Below are 18163 nucleotides of genomic sequence, written 5' to 3' on the forward strand. Positions count from 1 at the left end.
TATAGTTGCAATTGCAACCATCTCAAGTGCCCCCCTCCCTGACTCCCTCACCTCGCGACATCCCGATGCCCAACCACGCCCAACTCGAACTTCAGAATTTCCTGCCCTATCGCCTCAGTGTGTTGTCCAACCGCACCTCGGATGCGATTGCACGCGAGTACTCGCAGCGGTTTTCGCTGAGCGTGACCGAGTGGCGAGTGATGGCAGTGCTGGGTCGCTACCCGGAGCTGTCGGCCAACCAGGTGGCGCAGCGCACGGCGATGGACAAAGTCGCGGTCAGCCGCGCGGTGGCCAAGTTGCTGGACACTGGCCGCCTACTGCGTGAATTTGATGAGGACGACCGGCGGCGCTCGGTGCTGCGGCTATCCGAAGCCGGCTACGCGATTTACGACCAGATCGTGCCGCTGGCGCTGGGTTTTGAGCGGCAATTGCTGGGCGACATGGATGCCACCGAGCGCGCGCTGCTGTTCCGCTTACTGGACCGTCTGGACGAATTGGAGCTGCGTGCGGAAGCCGAAGCCACGCACGCAGCGGGGTAAGCCCGATCAATAGCGCCCGTCAAACGCAAAGATCGGCTTGCGGTCTTTCCACTTGCCTTCGGTGAAATCGGGGAAGGCCAGCGTTTTGTAGTCCTCGGCAATCGATTGCTCGGACAGCGGGGTAATGGCACTCCATGCCACTGCGTCGTAGATATCAATCGGCATGGGGTCGCCGGCCTTCAATGCTTCGATGAAGGCGTGCACCACAAACCAGTCCATGCCGCCGTGGCCCGCGCCTGCGGCCTGCGCGGCGTATTTCTTCCATAGTGGATGGTCGTATGCGTCGTAATACTTCTGCGCGTTTTCCCACTGGTGCGGCGGGCTCTTGCCTTCGATATGAATGCTCTTGTTGACATCCATCCATAGCCCATCGGTGCCCTGCACACGAAAGCCCAAGGAGTACGGGCGCGGCAGTGATGTGTCGTGTTGCAGCAGGATGGTTTCACCATTTTCACAACGCAACGTTGTCGTCACCACGTCACCCAACTTGAACTGCAGCTTGGCATTGGGATGGTTAGGGCCGCCCTTGGGGTGTTTTTCGATGTAGTCGTGCAGGCCACGCGCCTTGCTGGAGAACGCATTGATGTGGGTGAAGCGGTTGCCGCGATGGATATTGGTGTACATCGCGCAGGGGCCGATGCCGTGGCTGGGGTACAGCTCGCCATTGCGGTCGATGGAATGCTGGGTGCGCCACTGCGCTTCGGAAAAACCCTTCGCGCCGAACTCGACGCCGCTGTTGTACGGCTCCGTCGGATTGCCGGAATTGAACTTCACCCCGCGCAAGTCGTGCTGGTAGCCGGCCTGCAGATGGATCAGCTCACCGAACAAGCCCGCGCGCACCATTTGCAATACCGCCAACACATCGCGGCGGTAGCAGACGTTTTCCAGCAGCATGTACGGGGTGCCGGTACGTTGTTGGGTACGCAGCACATCCCAATGGTCTTGCAAGGTGATGCCGGCCACCACTTCACATGCCACCGCGATCTTGGCCTCCATCGCCGCGATGGCCTGCGGCGCATGCCACTCCCACGGGGTGACGATAAACACCGCGTCCACATCGGTGCGTGCCAGTAGTTTTTTCCATGCGTTCACATCGCCATTGCCGCCGTATTCCTTCGGCTTGCGCCGGCCCGCTTTTGCGATGATCGCCTGCGCCATATCCAGCATCACCTGCTGGGTATCGCAGATGGCCACCAGCTCCACATCGTCACGACTGAGGATGGGCCCCAGCTGCGACTGCCCGCGCATGCCGGTACCGATCATCGCCACCCGTAGGCGTGAACGCGGCTTGGCAAACGCAGGGGTGAGGGTTGATGCGGCCGTGGCAATCCCGGCAGCGGCGGTGGAAAACAAAAAATCACGACGTTTCATGGCAAGGCTTCTATGGCGAAAAATGCGGCACTACCGATGGTAATGCGTGAATGTAGTTTTGCCCGGCATCCCCATGGTTTTGCCCGTCATCCCCGCGCAGGCGTGGATGACGAGCAAGAGCACACATGACGAGCAAGCTCAGCACATCTTTAGAACTTGTTTAGAACTTGTAGCTCGCCATCAGGCTGTAGCTGCGGCCAAAATTATTGGTGTAGCCAGAGAACGTCATCCAATCATTCGGGTCAAAGAACGGCAGCCGGTTGAACAGGTTCTTGGCGGTCACGCCCACGGTCAATTTTTCATTGGCGCGCCAAGTGACACCCAAGTTGGCCGTCCACCACGACGGTGCCCCATCGCATTGGCTTGGCGACACGGCCACGTAGCTGCCGGTGCAGGTCTGCGCGTTGTTGTCTTGCGCGTCGATCTGGTCATACGCCCACTTCGTCTTGCCCACAAAATTGACGTAGAAGCTGGTGTCGAACTGCTTGTAATTCCAGTCGGTGTTGAACGTCGCACGCAGGCGTGGGTTGTTGTAGTAGCCGATGGTATTGCCATACATCCAGCCGCTGCCGTCATCAAAGTTGAACATGCTGCGGCGGGCAATCGTGGCGGCCACACCGATATTCAAGCGGCCCCATTCGCCCAGATCAAAGCGGCTGCGGGCATCCACATCAAACCCATCCACCAAGGTGCGGCCCTTGTTCTTGTACTGGCCAATCACGCTGGAGACATTGCCCACGGTATAGGTTGGCAACACCGCAGGGCAGCTGACACCACTGGTGGGGTCCGCGCACATCGCCGCCAGTGCGGCAAGGTTGGCGCGGTCGGCATCGGTGATCGGGAAACGCGTCTGCGCGATGATTTCTTCGGGCTTGGAATAATCCGGCGCGGCGATTTCGTTGCGGCGATACACAAACCACCAGTCCGCCGATACCGACAACCACTTGGCCGGCTCCACCACAAAACCCAACGTCGCAATCTTGGCTTTTTCCGGCTGCAAGTCTTGGTTCGGCTGGGTCATGCGCGCCACCGTGCGGCCGCAGTCGGAGTTGAGCAAGGAGTTACCCAGATCCACATCGCCCGCGCGATGCGACTGCTTGAGCAGGTTGGCAATCGCATTGGTCTGGTTGCAGCGGGTTTCATCGCGATAACCACCGATCTGCGCAAAGATGCCACCGGTGCCAGCCTCGGCCAAACTCGGTGCGCGGAAGCCTTCCGAATAGGTGCCGCGCAGCACCAGCTCCGGCAGCGCCTGATACTTCACGCCCAATTTGGGTGCCAAGTTGGCGCTGAAGTTGGGGTATTTGTCCAAGCGCAGTGCAGCATCCAGTTCCAGCTTGGCGGTGATCGGGGCCACCGCTTCGGCAAACAGCGCATAGGTGGTGCGCTTGCCGTCAAACCACGAGCCCCCTTGCTGGGTGATCTTGCCATTGGCGGCATCGGTATTGCCGGGAGTGAAAAAGCTTTCGCGGCTGAGGTTGAAGCCAAACGCCGCACGCACCTCACCGGCCGGCAAATTGGCCAGCGGGCCTTCGATCTTGCCGTCTAGCGTGTGCAGGCGTGTCCACGACTGGATATCAAACGTGGGATACGCCGCGCGCAGCAGCGCCGCATTGGCCTCGCTGATTTCACCAAACTTGTAGGCCGGGTTGTCCGCAATGATCACGCGGCCTGTACCCGGGTCCACCGTGAACGGGCCAAACGCTTTGGCAAACCCGTCCAGATTGACGTTGACGGTTTGATAGGTGGTGGAATGCGAACCAGCACTGGCAAATGCAGTTTCCCAACTCCAGTCGCCCACGTAGCCGCGCATACCCGCCAGCACGCGATAGCTCTTGTCGGTATTGCGCTGACCAAAATAATTGTCACCCGCGTCCTGCAACAAATATTGCAGACCCACCAGGCCGCCCATCATCGCCTTCAGCTCTGGGCTGGCTTTGTTATAGACATTGTTGGGGCCCAGATACGGGTAGAAAAACTGATTGGCAACGTAGCCGGTATTGCGCGCAAACCAACTGCTGGGGTTGCCGGTGGTGGTACCAAACGCACGCGGGGTGCCGCCATTGGCGCGCAAATCAATGCTGGTGTAAGTGGCTTCGGCAAATGCCTCGCTGCTCTCGCCAATCAAGAAATGCGCATTGATGTAGGCCGTGGCACGCTTTGATTCGGCACCACCGTCGATCTCGTTGTTCATCCAGGTCTGCCACACGCAGCGCGGGCCGGCGGCTTCCATCGCCACGTTGTTACAACCGGGCGCAGCTTGCTGCACTTTTTTTCCGGTGACCGGGTCGAATGCGAAATAACTCCCCGGGTTGAGCACACCCGGTGCGCTGCCGGTGCCGAAACGGAAATTTTTGATGTAGTTCGGATTGTTGATGTAGAACTGCGCCGGCTTTTTGTCGTACCAATCACTCAGCGGGATGGCATCGCGCTTGTACAGATTGACGCTGGCATACACGTTGTAGCGGTCTTCACTCAAATCGCCAAAACCACCGGTGATGCTGGCTTGGTGTTCGCCATAACTTTTGACGCGTGAGGATGCGTCGGTGTTGATGCTGACTTCCAAGCCCTTGTACGAGGGTTTGGTGATGACGTTGATCACGCCCGCCACGGCATCGCTGCCGTACACCGCCGATGCACCATCGGTCAGCACTTCCATGCGCTCGATGGCGGCGGCGGGGATCGCGTCGATATTGACGAACTGGGTTTGGAAGCCCGCCGGCGCGCCGTAGTAGGACAGGCGGCGACCGTTCAACAAGACCAAGGTGCCCTGCGCGCCAAGACCACGCAAGTTGGCCTGCGAGGCACCATCGGAGCCGGTGTACAGCGATTTGGAATCCACCTGTGCCGGGCGTGCTGCCGGCAAATTGTCGAGCACTTGCAGCAAGGTGCGCGCACCCATGTTTTCGATGTCTTTGGCGGTCACCACTTGCACCGGTGAGGCGGTTTCAATATCGGTGCGCTTGATGTTGGAGCCGGTGACCTGCACGCGCTCCAATTCAGTGACCTTGTCGTCCTTTTTGTCTTTTTTCGCGGGCGCATCCTGCGCGGCGATGGGGGCAGAAGCCAGTGCGGTCATCAAGGCGATGGACAGGCTGGACAGGACGATACGGCGGGAATTGCGGAATGCAGACATGCGGGGATCCTCGTACAGCGGCACGTGCCACTGCGGCGATGCGTGGAAGAAAGGGGAAAAGTGGCGTACGAATGAAGCGGTGAATCAACCAACAAACATCAAGGCGAATCAAAACTGGCGGTGTCGCCCTCCTGTCCAATCAACACCGCATTGGCCCAGTTGCCACAGACCTTGGGCGACTGCGCACCCAAGCTGCGCAGACTCAAGTGGGTGATCCCGCGCACATCCAGTTCTGGCTTGACCACACCCGGCGCTTTCACCAAGCCGCTGTCATACAACATGCGGCCATCGCCCCACACTTGAAATTGCATACCGCCGGCGGCGCGGCAGGTATCGTCGATACCAAGATCCGCACGCAACCACTGCCAGCTGCCGCGCAAGGCCACCTCGATGCGGCTTTGCGCAGCCACGCCCAAACCATGCCGGAACAGCAAACCATTCATGCGCATCGCACTGTGCCCATCAACGGCGTGGTCGCGTGCAACCGTCTTTGCCAGTGCGGCGGGTAGCGGTAATTCGGACAGATAGCGGGCCAGCGCTGGGCGCGCATCCACGGCATGCTCAAGAATGTGGAAGCTGGACAGGGTGATGGGCCCCACATCGCGCGGCTGTTGTGCATCCACCGCTCGCGCCACATTGCCTTGTGCGGCGGTCACCATCGGGTCGGTGCTGCTGGCACCTTCGCCTTCCGGGTTTTGCACCGAGAGCACGCGGAAGCGCAGCATCCGGCCCGCGTGCGGTGCAAAAGCAATCGTCTGCGCCGCTTGCTGCAACGTCAGGCGTCCGCTGGCAATCGGTGCGCCCCATTCGCCATTGCTATCGGCCATGTAGATTTCGTAATCACGAATCTGCCCATGCATCCAATTTTTATCGTTGCGTGGGGCCAGCGTGATGCCGTCGATCAACTTGCGCTCGCCAAAGCCCAGCGTCCACTCAATCGCACCGGTACGCACGGCTTGATTGCGCACACTGCGGAACCATGTCGCAGGGTCGTCATCGAAGGCGTTTTCCAGCGGATGCCCCGGCTCTTCGGCCGGGCGATTGACCACCAGCAAACTATCTGACGGCAGCGCGCGGCCCAGCTCGGGTGCCGCCGGATAGGCATCGTCGGCATTTGCCGCCAGCACCGGAACGTGCAGACGTAATTCCAGCGCGGTGCGAATGGCCACCGGCTGGGTGCGCACATACACACTGCCGCGCCGCGCATTGGCATCGAAATACCAGCCTTCCAGCGCCGCATCGTATGCGGCACGGTCCGCCAGTTTTGGCAGGCTGCGCCCATCCACGGTCACCTGTGTTGGCGCCTGCCGGCTCAACATGCGCAAGCTGTAGCGGCGCTGCGATAGTTGCCCGGCATAGTGACCCTGCACCGCTGCGATCTGCACGCGCACCTCGCCACTGCCTTGCTCCGGGGCCTGCACGCTGATTTGCTGGGTGCTGAATTCACCCTGCTCGTACTTGCGCGTATTGCCGTCGTCTTCATACAGCGTGTACTGCGATGCGCCTTGCGGATACAGATCGAAGGTCACCTCGTCCAGCGGTTTTTCGCCATCGAACAGCATCGCCGGATACATCGGCAAAATGGCACCGCCACGCACGAACATTGGCAACGTTTGCAGATCCACTTGGCGGTCGATATTGCGCCCTTGCACGGCAGCAGTCAGTTGCCGGCCATCCCAATAATCGAACCAGCGGCCTTGCGGCAGGTGGATATCGCGACGCCAACCACGGCTGGCTGCTTGGCTGCGATACACCGGCGCGACGAGCACATCACGGCCCAGCAGGAATTGGTATTTGTGCGCTTCGGTCCATGCCTGCGGATCACTGGGGTTATCCCACATCAGGCCACGCACGATGGGTGCGCCGGTTTGCGCCGCAGCGCGCGCCAGCCCGTACATGTACGGGGTCAGGCGCATCTTCAAATTCAAATAGTCGCGATTGATGCTGCGATACGGCTCGTCGAATGCCCACGGGTGTTTGCGCGTATTGGCCGACCACCCCGACATGCCCATCAACACCGGCGTAAACGCCTTCCATTGCAGGTCGCGGGTATAGGTTTCGGCGCTGCCACCGAAAATGCCGTCCACATCGCCGGTGGCATAGGCAAATCCCGACAGACCCGAGCCAATCAAGGTGGGAATATGCCAGCGGATGTAATCCCAACTGCCGCTTTGGTCGCCGGTCCACGCCACTGCATAGCGTTGGATGCCGGCCCAGCCCATCACCGTCCACAGGAACGGGCGCGAATCGGAATTGTTGAGAATGCCGTCATACGCCTGCTTGTTGGCATCCATCGCAAACTGATAGCCCTTGCCGGTCCACGCCACATCGAGCTTTTGCACACGGGTACCGGCGGTGCCCACTTCCCAGGCGATTTTGTCCACGCCGTTCTCGGTCCACAGACCGGTGCGGAAGCCGTATTTGGCCAGGCCCTGCACCACCTTCGGCAAATCGGTATAGCCGCAGCCGTAGCCGTCGTTGGGCAGAATCCAACCGCCGGGCATGGCGTACTCGCGATATTTTTTGGCCACGCTGTCGATCACATCCGGGGTGGTCCCGGTGGGGCCATCGCTCCAGCCTGCTGGCACGGTGCCGGGCTTCTTTTTGTTGTCGCCATCGTTGTAGCAATCGGCATCGCCGAAGGAATAGCCCCAGCGCGGCAACAGGCCGGCGCGGCCGGTCAATGCGGTGTAGCGATCCAGCAGCGCATGCAGATCATTGCCCACAAAGTAATAGGCATCAAAACGATCTTCTTGATGTGCCAGCGTGGCGGCGTCGGCGTCGCGCAAGTCGTATTCGCCATCACTCCACGTATTGCGCAACATGCCCCAGCCGCGCGAACTCAGCAGCATGGGCGCGGGGCTGGGACGGTCGCCTTCTTCCCAACCGCCGGAATACGAAATCGGCAGGCTGCGGCCTTTGAATTCATAGCGGCCATTTTGTTGGCCGCCACCAAAGAAGCGTTCACCGGCATCGCTGGACAGCACTTGCACGGTCTGCGCTGCATCCAGATCCAGCGGCTGCAATTCATGCCACAGCGGAAGCGCCTTGCCGGCGTCGATGCGATCCAATGACAGCCGCAATGGCTGGCGCTGAATATGCAACACCAAGGCCTCGGTGCGGATGCGCAGCTCGTTGGCGTCTTCTTCCAAGGTGGCGGTGACCTTGCTGGCGGGCTGCGGCAACACGATCGGCGCGGCTTTGTCGCCGGCAGGCAACAACTTGCCCGCACGCCCCACCTGCACCCGCAGCACATCCGCGCGCAAGACTTCGATACGCACACGCTCACCGCTGCGGGTGGTGATGTCCCATGCCGCGGCGCTGTCCGCCACCGGCGTGATGCTGCGCACCGGCCCCACCGCTGCCGCCATCGCCGGTTGGGCAACGAGTAGCGTCAGCGCAGCAAGCGCAAGCGCGCATCCGCTTCCACGAAGTGCATGATTCGACAAGGTCGCTCCCGGCTGCCGATGGGCGTCAATGGTTTTGAAGCTTCGACTCTAGAGCAATCTTTTTCGAAAAGTCAACTAAAATGAAACATAAATGCAAGAATTTTATCTTAATCGAAAGCTAATGCAGTGAGTAAACTTCATTTTACCCATTCACATTTATGCAGTTCGCCTTCCTGGTGGCGCAGTATTCGCATTTGGCACCCATGCTGGCAGGTGGAATGCATGCGTAAAACTTACACTTACATTTCGATATTTGACATTTCGAAAGAAAAAGTTGATCGTGCACTCGCCCCCTGAGACTTTTCACATGCACGCCAACGCATACCCCTCGCTTCCCGACCCTTGCAACCACACCCGTACCGAAATCCTGCAACAGCCGGCGCTGTGGGCCGCATTGGCCAATCGCTTGGCGCAGCAACAAGCCGAGCTGGACGCCTTTTTGGGCCACTGGCTACGCGAGCCATCGCACCAGGTCATCTTCACGGGCGCAGGCAGCTCGGGCTTCATTGCCGACATGGTGGCCGCGCACATCAATGCGCAATGGCCAGCGAATGTGTGTGCGGTGCATACCACCAGCTTGCTGACCCACCCGCAGCTGTATCTGCAGCGCAATCGCCCCACCCTGCTGGTGTCGTTCGGGCGCAGTGGCTCCAGCCCGGAAAGTGTGGCGGCAGTGGCCCTAGTCCGCGATTGCGTGACCGTGACCCGCTTTATCGACATTACCTGCAATGCCGAAGGTGAACTGGCGCGGCTGGGCAAGCAGCATGCAGACACCTGCACCGTGCTGATGCCGCCGGAAAGTTGCGACCGCGCATTTGCGATGACCAGCAGCCTGACCTGCATGTTGCTGGCGGCGCTGACGCTCTTTGAAAACGCGCCATGGCCAACCCGCCTGGCCCGCCTGCACGACTTGGCCAAAGCGTGTTGGCAGGCATTGACCGACTGGGATGCGCCGTTGCGTGCGCTGGCACAACAGCCGTATGCGCGGGTGATCTATCTGGGCAGTGGCCCGCTGGAAGCGGCGGCGCAAGAGGCCGCGCTCAAATTGCTGGAACTCACCGCCGGCCGCGTGGTGGCGGTGGCCAATACGCCGCTGGGGTTTCGGCATGGACCCAAGTCCCTGCTCGATGGCAACACCTTGGTGGTGATGCTGCGCAGCGCGCAGGTGTTGGCGCGCCGTTATGAACAAGATCTGCTGGATGAACTGCGCCGCGACAACATTGCCGCACAGGTCGTGTCGGTGGGTGCGCAACTGGACACCGCCGCTCCCGGTGACTTCAGTCTTGCGCTGGATGCAGACATCGCCACGCTGCCCGACCCATGGTTGGCACCGCTCTGGCTGACCTTGCCACAACGCTTGGCTCTGCTGCGTTCCGAAGCGCTGGGCTTGCAGCCCGATAATCCCTTTCCCGACGGCACCGTGAACCGGGTTGTGCAGGGTGTGCGTATTCACGCTCATGTTTGCTGATACCGCCAGCGACGGGTTGTATTACGGTCTCGATATCGGCGGCAGCAAGATCGAGATGATCGCCTGCAACCCGCAGCTGCAGGTTTGCCATCGCCAGCGCATCGACACCCCCCACACCGGCTACGCCGACTTCCTCGAAGCCATTTGTACCTTGGTGGCCAACGCCGACGCCGCCACCGGCCATGTGGGGTGCCAAGGCATCGGCATCGCCCTGCCCGGCATCCGTGACCGTGCCAGTGGCCGCCAGCTGAGCGCCAATGTGCCCACCCTGACAGGGCAGCACGTCAGCGCCGACCTGCATGCGCGCCTGCCCTACCCCTTGCAGCTGGGCAATGATTTGCATTGCTTTGCCTTGTCCGAAGCCCACGGCGGTGCAGCGGCTGGGTACCCCAGTATGTTCGGCGCCATTCTTGGCACTGGCGCGGGCGGCGGCTACTGCCTCGATGGTCGCCTGCTCAGTGGGCGCAATGGCATCGCCGGCGAATGGGGGCATTGGAGCCTGCCTGCACACCTGCGACAACGCCATGACTTGCCCGTGCTGGACTGCCCCTGCGGGCTACGCGGCTGCTTGGAACGCTATGTCTCCGGCAGCGGCCTGGCAATGCTGCATCGGCATCTGGGGGGGGATTCACAAACCGCCGCCGAGGTGATTGCAGCCGCGCAGGCTGGTGCTGCCAGCGCCCAGCGCGCGCAAGCCATCCACCTCGATTTGCTGGGCCATGCCTTTGCCAGCGTAGTGCTGCTGCTGGACCCCCACGTGATCGTGCTGGGGGGGGGCTTATCCCGCTACGACGCCCTGTACACCACACTCCCGGCCGCCGTGCAGGCGCATCTATTTGCGGGGGTGCAGGTGCCGCCGATCTTGCCGCCACAGTTTGGTGATGCCGGCGGTGCCCGTGGCGCTGCCTTGTTGGCACGGCAAGCCTTCTGATCCCGATTGCAATCCAGGAGATCCCCCATGTCCCTCGTACACACGCTGCTCACTGCACACCGCAACGGACAGCCGGTTGGCCTGTACAGCGTGTGCAGCAGCCAGCAACAGGTGCTCGTGGCCGCGATGCAGGTTGCGCAGACCTATGCCACGCCATTGTTGGTCGAGGCGACGTCCAATCAGGTGGATCAATTTGGTGGCTACACCGGCATGACCCCGCCGCAGTTTCGCGCCTATGTCGAGCAGCTTGCCGATGCGCACGGCTTCCCGCGTGCGCGTCTGATTCTGGGTGGCGACCACCTTGGCCCCAATGCGTGGCAGTCATTACCCGCCGCCACCGCCATGGCGCATGCGCGTGACTTGATCCACGCCTATGTCAGTGCCGGTTTCCACAAGATCCATTTGGATTGCAGCATGGCCTGCGCCGGTGACCCGCTGCCGCTGCCTGATGCCATCGTGGCCGCACGCTCCGCCGAACTGGCCGGCATCGCCGAAGCCAGCGCACGCGCTGCCGGTTTGCCACCGCCGGTGTATGTGATTGGCACCGAAGTGCCGATCCCGGGCGGGGAAAGCTCGCTGGGCAGCGGGGTGCAAGTCACCACCCCCAGCGCCGCCGCGCAAACGCTGGAGATCCATCGCCGCGCCTTTGACACCCCCGAGCTGCGCGGGGCGTGGTCACGGGTGGTGGCGATGGTGGTGCAGCCCGGGGTCGATTTCGACCACAGCGCCGTGCAGCACTACAACCCCAGCGCCGCCGCCGCACTGTCGGCCTTCGTGGAAGGCCAGCCCGGCCTGGTGTTTGAAGCGCATTCCACCGACTACCAGACCGAGGCTGCGCTGCACGCCATGGTGCGCGATCATTTCGCCATCCTCAAAGTGGGGCCGGCGGCCACGTTTGCCTATCGCGAAGCGTTGTTTGCGTTGGCGCGTATCGAAGACGAACTGCTGCCGCAGGCTGCGTGTTCACAGCTGATCGACATCCTCGACCAACGCATGCAGGCCAACCCGAAAGCATGGCAAGGCCATTATCACGGGGATGCCCAGCAACTGCGCCTGCTGCGCGGGTATGCGCTCAGTGACCGCTGTCGCTATTACTGGGGCGATGCGGAAGTCGCCGCCGCAGTGACCCGATTGATCGACAACTTGCGCCGCCACACCCCGCCGGCCACCTTGCTCAGTCAATATTTGCCCGAACAGGGCGCTGCGGTCTTGGCCGGGCAATTGGCGGCCGAGCCGCTGGCATTGGTGCAACACAAAATTGCCGCCCGCCTAGCCCACTATGCCCGCGCCTGCGCCCACAACAACGCCCCCATCCACCGTTAAGCTTACGGGCCACGCCCGCCGGATCTGCCCATGCGCAATACCCGCCAACGCCGCCGCCACATCATGGAGCAACTGCTCCAGCACGGCAGTGTGCAAGTCGCCGAATTGGTTGAACGCCACGGTGTCTCCTCGGTGACCATTCGTACTGATTTAAACCATCTGGAAGCGCAGGGTTTGGTCACCCGTAGCCACGGTGGTGCCAGCCTCTTGCGGGTGCCGCCGCAAGAACACGGCATCCACGAAAAAGACACCCTCAACCTGCCGCTGAAAGACGCCATCGGTGCGCGCGCCGCGCTACTGGTCAGGCCGGGCGACAACATCATCTTGGACTCGGGTTCAACCACCATGATGCTGGCCCGCCACCTGCGCAACCAGCGTGAGGTCACGGTGATGACCAATGGCCTGAACATCGCCTGGGAACTGGCCGGCGCACAAGGCATCACCTTGCGCCTCACCGGAGGTCTGCTGCATCAACCTTCGCTATCCCTGCACGGCAGTCAGGCCGAGGCCAGCTTGGCCAGCTTTAGTTTCGATACCTTGTTCTTGGGTGTGGATGGGCTGGATCTGCAGTTTGGGGCCACCACCCACCACGAGGCCGAAGCCCTGCTCAACCACCGCATGGTGGAACGTGCGCGCCGCATCGTGGTGCTGACCGACTCCAGCAAGTTCGGCAAGGTCAGTTTGCACCGTATCGCGCTATTGAACGAGGTGCACACCGTGATCACCGATGCCGGCATCAGCAAGGAGCATCTGGAAGGCTTGCAGCGGCAGGGGGTCGAGGTCATCGTCACCGCCTGATTTTGTCTTTGCACCATGCCAAACGGCGGCCCTTCGGCCGCCGTTTGGTTGTGCGTTTCCCACTATCGCACATCGCTAGCGCAAGGCTTATTTCACGCCGTGCATCCAGCGCTGGATCAGCGGCGCGATCAAGAACAGCAGCACCCCGGCACCGACCAGCGAATAGAAGCCGAAGGTGTAACCCGAATGCGCCGAAGCCACGGTCATGCCGCCTTCGCCACTGACAACGCCGGCAAAAATACCGGCCAGATTGTTGCCAATCGCAATCGACAAGAACCAGCAGCCCATCGCCATGCCCGCAAGCCGTGTCGGCGCAAGCTTGGTGGTCATCGACAAGCCAATGGGTGACAAGCACAACTCACCCACCGACTGGATCACATAGACCATGAACAAGGTCCAGAACGGAATCTTGCCATTGCCGTCCACCATGCTCGACAGCGCCACCATCAACAGCAAAAAGGCCAAGCCGTTGAAGATCAAACCCAGACCAAATTTGCGCGGGATGATCGGGTTGTTCTTGCCCATCTTCACCCACAGCCACGCCATGATCGGGGCCAATACAATGATCGCCACCGAGTTCACCGACTGAAACCACGACACTGGGAAATCATTGGTACCAGCCAGTGTCTGGAATAGCCCTTGCATGCCGATGTCGCGATTGATGATTTTTTCGGCAAGGAAACTAAACGAGCTACCGGCCTGCTCAAAGAAGCACCAGAACAGCACGTTGAACGCGAAGATGGTGAGCATCGCCATCACTTTGTCGCGCGCCACCGCACCTTCCACCACACCTTCACGCAACAACATCACCGCCGGGATGATGAACAGCGCCATCAAGATGCCCTGCAACAACATGGCATTGATGGTCAGCAACGCATAGAACAGCGGAATGCCGATCAGCACACCAAAGACCAACACCAGACTCACATTGCGCATCCCGGTCTGATGCGCGGCCGGCAAACCGATGCCCTTGAGTTGGGCGCGACCAAACCAGAACCACACCAAGCTCAACAACATGCCGATGCCGGCTGAAATGAACACGATCTTGTACGCCGGCATGTCGTCGATGCCGAACAATTTTTTCGCCAGATACTGGGTGATCAGCGGCGCCAGCAATGCACCGACATTGATGCCCATATAGAAAATGGTGAAGCCCGAGTCACGCCGCTCATCGCTTTGGCTATACAGCTTGCCAACCATGGTCGAGATGATCGGCTTGAACAACCCATTGCCCACGATAATCGTGGCCAGCCCCAGCTTGAACATGGCCTCGGTGGGTGAGGCCAGCAAGAACAGGCCGGCCGACATCACGATGGCGCCTAGCAAAATTGAGCGTTGAAAGCCGATCAATTTATCGGCCACATAGCCGCCAAAAATCGCACCCGCATACACCAGCGCCAAATACGCGCCATACAACTCGCTGGCGGGTTTTTCGCCACTGGCATCACCGCCGTGGAACTGCGCAACGATGTACAACACCATCGCCCAGCGAATGCCGTAGAACGCGAAGCGCTCCCAGAATTCCGACATGAATAACATCCACAAAGGCTTTGGATGGCCCATGAGTTGCGGAAATTCCGGTGGATTCACCGGGGTGGTTGCAGCGGCTCCGCTCATGCGGCGTCCCCCATCTGGTTAGGCGTTGAAAGGATGTCGGACCGGGCCAACACCGGGCACGGAACCGAGCGAGGATTACCGACCACGCGCATTCCGTCAAACCGGATGCGTGCAGCACCACATGCTGCGACGCAGCAATTTCGCGTCATGTCGCCGCAGGCGCAGCCCCGGAACCGATGTGCGTGCGCACTTCAAACAGCTCGGGGAAAAAGGTCAATTCCAGTGCCCGTTTCAAGAAGGCAACCCCACTGGAACCACCGGTGCCGGACTTGAAGCCAATGATGCGCTGCACCGTGCGCATATGCCGAAAGCGCCACAATTGGAATTGGGTTTCCAAGTCCACCAGGTCTTCGCACAATTGGTATTCGCGCCAGTAGCGGTTGGTGTCTTCATAGATGCGCTCAAACACCGGCAGCAGTGCGGCATCTTGCACATGCGGCAAGGTCCAGTCGCGCACCAGATTGGTATCGGGCACGGCATGCCCCCAACGCGCCAGATAGCGCAAAAATTCGTCATACAAACTGGGGGCTTGCAACACTGCCGCCAATGCGGCCTGGCCGTCGGTATCGTGCGCAAACACTTTCAGCATCGCCGCATTCTTGTTGCCCAGCAAAAACTCCACCGTGCGGTATTGCAACGACTGAAACCCCGACGACGGCCCCAACACATCGCGGAACTGCATGTATTCCGAGGGCGTCAGTGTTTCCAGCACGGTCCATTGCGCGGTGAGCTGCTCTAGCACGCGCTTGCAACGTGCCACCACCTTGCCAAATTGCCAGACTCGGTCTTGCCCCAGATGTGCAACCGCAGCGCTCAATTCGTGAATCAACAACTTCAGCCACAACTCCGAGGTTTGGTGCTGAATGATGAACAGCATCTCATCGTGATGCGGTGGATTTGACAACGGTTGCTGTGCCGTCAACAAATGATCCAATCGCAGATACCCGCCATAGGTCAGTCGGCCATGTAAATCGGTATGGATACTGGCTTCAAGATCGCGCTGATTATTTTCGGTCGTCATCTGCGAATTGTGGCATGTCTGCCCGCGATCATCTTGCAGTGCGTCACGCAACTGCCACGCCAATACCGCACAATCCCACCCTGCGTGCCAGTACGGCGCGCTGACAACCTGGGGAATTACATGATCAATCTTCCACTGCGGCGCTTGGCGCTAGCAGCCATGGTGTTCTGTTCACCGCTTGCCGCGCAGGCACAAGTCAGCCTGACCGGCGGCACCTACAGCCAAAACTTCGACAGCCTGGCCATGACCGGCACCAGTACCAGTCTGCCTGCAGGCTGGTTGATGAATGAAACGGGGGCCAGCGCCAACGCCACCTACACCGCAGGCACCGGCTCCGGTAACACCGGTGACACCTACAGCTTTGGTGCGGCCGGCAGCACCGATCGCGCACTGGGCAGCTTGCGCAGCGGCAATTTGGTACCCAGTTTTGGTGCCTGCTTCAGCAATAACACTGGCACCGCACTCAGTAGTTTTGATGTGGCCTATACCGGCGAGCAATGGCGCCTTGGCACCGCCGGACGCACCGATCAGCTGGACTTCCAATACAGTCTCAATGCCACCTCGTTGACCACCGGCACCTGGACCGATGTCAATGCACTGGATTTTGTAACCCCAACCACCACCACGGTGGGCGCCAAAGATGGCAATGACGCCAGCAACCGCACACCGCGTAGCGCCACGGTCAGCAGCGTCTCCATTCCCAATGGCAGCACGTTCTGCCTGCGCTGGGTCGATGCCGATGCAACCGGTGCCGATGACGGCTTGGCGATCGATGATTTTTCGATCACGGTTAGTGGCACGCCGATGCCCACACTGTCGATCAACAACGTCACCCAGGACGAAGGTAATAGCGGCACCTCGCTGTTCACCTTCACCATCAGCCTAAGCAGCCCGGCACCGGCGGGTGGCGTCAGCGTGAGCTGGGCCACCAGTAACGACAAAGCAACCGCACCTTCCGATTTCGCCGCCGCTGCAGGCACCGCCAACATCGCCGCCGGCCAGACCAGTACCACCGTCAGCGTGGTGGTCAATGGCGATACCGATCTGGAAATCAACGAAACCTTCCTGGTGACTTTGAGCAATCCCGTCGGCGCCAACATCGCTGCCGGCGCGGGTGTGGGCACCGGCACCATCCGTAATGACGATGTGGTCATCACCTCGATTGGCGCCATCCAAGGCACTGGTGAACTTTCGCCGGTCAACGGCCAGTTGAAGATGACCGAAGGCGTGGTGACCGGCAAGCGCAGCAATGGCTTTTTCCTGCAATCGTTTGGTACTGGCAATGCCGCACCGGATGGCGATGCCGCCAGCTCGGATGGCATTTTCGTGTTCACCTCCGCCGCGCCGAATATGGTGGTGGTCGGCGACCATGCCCGGGTCACCGGCACCGTGGACGAATTTTCCGGCAGCAGCGCCACCCCCACCACCGAACTGGTTTCGCCCAACGTCGAGGTCTTGGCGCATGGCATCGCTCTGCCAACACCCATTGCGTTAACCGCAGCACTGGCCGGCCCCGGCAGCGAACCGGCGACGATGGAACACTTGGAAGGCATGCTGGTCAGCGTGGCGCAGGGCGTGGTCACCGCGCAGACTGATGGCAATATCAACGAACCCAATGCCACTTCCAGTGACAGCAATACCGCATTTGAATTCGTGATTGCTGGCGTGCCGCGGCCGATGCGCGAACCGGGCCTGAGCATCCTTGACCCGTTCCCGGTGCCGCCGGCAAAACAAGCCACGATCCCGTATTTCGATGCCAACCAAGAACGCATCAAGGCATTTCCGTTGCAAGGCACGCGCTTGGTGGCCGATGCCGGCGCACCGGTCAGCAATCTGGTAGGCGTGTTGACCTATTTCGGCGACTCATGGGAATTGCTGTACGACCTTGCCAACCCGCCGGTCATCGGCAGTGCCACCGCCACCGCCGTCAGTGATCCCGGCAGCAACGACATCACCGTGGGCGGCTTCAACCTGGAACGCTTCTTCGACAACATCAACGACCCCGCCATCGGCGAGCCAGTGCTGACCAATACCGCGTTTGCCAATCGTCTGGCCAAGACCGGTGCGGCGATTTGTGACTGGGTCAAATCCCCCGACATCTTGGGTGTGGTCGAAGTGGAAAACATCGGCACTCTGACCGCGCTTGCCAACCACATCAACAGCAACTGCGCGCGTGCGCCCGAATACGTGCCGTACCTGCAAGAAGGCAACGATGTGGGCGGTATCGATGTCGGCTTTTTGGTCAGCAACCGCGCCGTACGCGCCGGTCTGGCGCGCGTGCAAGTCAACACCATCACCCAAGTTGGCAAAGACACCCGCTATGGCACCTCGCCACTGGGTTGCGACCCCGCCGCCCCGGGCTGCACCTCGTCGCTATTGAATGACCGTCCTTCGCTGGTGCTGCGTGCAACGGTCAATTTCAGCGATGGCCGCCACTACCCACTGACCGTCATCACCAATCATCTGCGCTCGCTCAATGGCAACGATGATCCGGTCGATAGCCGCGTGCG

11 protein-coding genes are annotated in these 18163 nt (G+C 60.6%); 6 read left to right on the plus strand and 5 right to left on the minus strand.

The annotated features are described in order from the left end of the window. Nucleotides 1-65: 65 nt before the first annotated feature. Nucleotides 66-539, plus strand: coding sequence for a MarR family winged helix-turn-helix transcriptional regulator (locus PK789_RS05970; protein WP_324307705.1), 474 nt, complete (start codon nt 66-68; stop codon nt 537-539). Nucleotides 540-545: 6 nt separating this feature from the next. On the opposite strand, the gene PK789_RS05975 is transcribed toward PK789_RS05970, so the two are convergent. The 3 genes from PK789_RS05975 to PK789_RS05985 all read right to left on the minus strand — a co-directional run bounded on the left by PK789_RS05975 (nt 546) and on the right by PK789_RS05985 (nt 8417). Continuing rightward, a complete protein-coding gene (locus PK789_RS05975; RefSeq protein WP_324307707.1) occupies nt 546-1910 on the minus strand; it encodes a Gfo/Idh/MocA family protein in 1365 nt (454 codons plus the stop codon). Between the two features lie 160 nt (nt 1911-2070). Further along, nucleotides 2071-4989, minus strand: a complete 2919-nt coding sequence (locus tag PK789_RS05980; RefSeq protein ID WP_503011909.1) for a TonB-dependent receptor plug domain-containing protein — start codon at nt 4987-4989, stop codon at nt 2071-2073. Between the two features lie 155 nt (nt 4990-5144). Continuing rightward, nucleotides 5145-8417, minus strand: a complete 3273-nt coding sequence (locus PK789_RS05985) for a TIM-barrel domain-containing protein (protein ID WP_324307720.1) — start codon at nt 8415-8417, stop codon at nt 5145-5147. Between the two features lie 385 nt (nt 8418-8802). Between PK789_RS05985 and PK789_RS05990 the strand changes: the two genes are divergently transcribed. The 4 genes from PK789_RS05990 to PK789_RS06005 are packed head-to-tail and all read left to right on the plus strand — an operon-like array spanning nt 8803 to nt 13015. Beyond that, nucleotides 8803-9963 carry an SIS domain-containing protein gene (locus PK789_RS05990; protein WP_324307710.1) on the plus strand — a complete coding sequence of 387 codons (1161 nt, stop codon included), beginning with the start codon at nt 8803-8805 and terminating at the stop codon, nt 9961-9963. Then, complete coding sequence (locus tag PK789_RS05995) at nt 9953-10894, plus strand: ROK family protein (protein WP_324307711.1); 942 nt, start codon at nt 9953-9955, stop codon at nt 10892-10894. Before PK789_RS05990 ends, PK789_RS05995 begins: the two co-directional genes overlap by 11 nt. Nucleotides 10895-10921: 27 nt before the next feature. Next, on the plus strand, nt 10922-12217 hold the full coding sequence (locus tag PK789_RS06000) for a D-tagatose-bisphosphate aldolase, class II, non-catalytic subunit (protein WP_324307713.1): 1296 nt from the start codon (nt 10922-10924) through the stop codon (nt 12215-12217). 30 nt (nt 12218-12247) lie between these two features. Further along, nucleotides 12248-13015, plus strand: coding sequence for a DeoR family transcriptional regulator (locus tag PK789_RS06005; protein WP_324307715.1), 768 nt, complete (start codon nt 12248-12250; stop codon nt 13013-13015). A gap of 87 nt (nt 13016-13102) precedes the next feature. On the opposite strand, the gene PK789_RS06010 is transcribed toward PK789_RS06005, so the two are convergent. Next, nucleotides 13103-14632, minus strand: a complete 1530-nt coding sequence (locus tag PK789_RS06010) for a peptide MFS transporter (RefSeq protein ID WP_324307716.1) — start codon at nt 14630-14632, stop codon at nt 13103-13105. Between the two features lie 145 nt (nt 14633-14777). After that, nucleotides 14778-15653: a tryptophan 2,3-dioxygenase gene (locus PK789_RS06015; RefSeq protein ID WP_324307717.1), complete on the minus strand. Its 876-nt coding sequence runs from the start codon at nt 15651-15653 to the stop codon at nt 14778-14780. A gap of 120 nt (nt 15654-15773) precedes the next feature. Here PK789_RS06015 and PK789_RS06020 point away from each other — a divergent pair. Next, nucleotides 15774-18163 (plus strand): Calx-beta domain-containing protein (locus PK789_RS06020; protein ID WP_324307719.1); only part of this gene is annotated, 2390 nt, incomplete at its 3' end.

Origin of the sequence: Thermomonas sp. (genome assembly GCF_035369645.1) — a bacterium.
GTDB lineage: Bacteria > Pseudomonadota > Gammaproteobacteria > Xanthomonadales > Xanthomonadaceae > Thermomonas.

What these genes read in the sequence shown, in the direction of transcription:
- PK789_RS06005 (WP_324307715.1), top strand. Translation starts at nt 12,248, where the DNA reads ATGCGCAATACCCGCCAACGCCGCCGCCACATCATGGAGCAACTGCTC.
- PK789_RS05980 (WP_503011909.1), bottom strand. Translation starts at nt 4,989, where the DNA reads ATGACCGCACTGGCTTCTGCCCCCATCGCCGCGCAGGATGCGCCCGCG.
- PK789_RS06000 (WP_324307713.1), top strand. Translation starts at nt 10,922, where the DNA reads ATGTCCCTCGTACACACGCTGCTCACTGCACACCGCAACGGACAGCCG.
- PK789_RS05970 (WP_324307705.1), top strand. Translation starts at nt 66, where the DNA reads ATGCCCAACCACGCCCAACTCGAACTTCAGAATTTCCTGCCCTATCGC.
- PK789_RS05990 (WP_324307710.1), top strand. Translation starts at nt 8,803, where the DNA reads ATGCACGCCAACGCATACCCCTCGCTTCCCGACCCTTGCAACCACACC.
- PK789_RS05975 (WP_324307707.1), bottom strand. Translation starts at nt 1,910, where the DNA reads ATGAAACGTCGTGATTTTTTGTTTTCCACCGCCGCTGCCGGGATTGCC.
- PK789_RS05985 (WP_324307720.1), bottom strand. Translation starts at nt 8,417, where the DNA reads ATGGCGGCAGCGGTGGGGCCGGTGCGCAGCATCACGCCGGTGGCGGAC.
- PK789_RS06010 (WP_324307716.1), bottom strand. Translation starts at nt 14,632, where the DNA reads ATGAGCGGAGCCGCTGCAACCACCCCGGTGAATCCACCGGAATTTCCG.
- PK789_RS06015 (WP_324307717.1), bottom strand. Translation starts at nt 15,653, where the DNA reads ATGACGACCGAAAATAATCAGCGCGATCTTGAAGCCAGTATCCATACC.
- PK789_RS05995 (WP_324307711.1), top strand. Translation starts at nt 9,953, where the DNA reads ATGTTTGCTGATACCGCCAGCGACGGGTTGTATTACGGTCTCGATATC.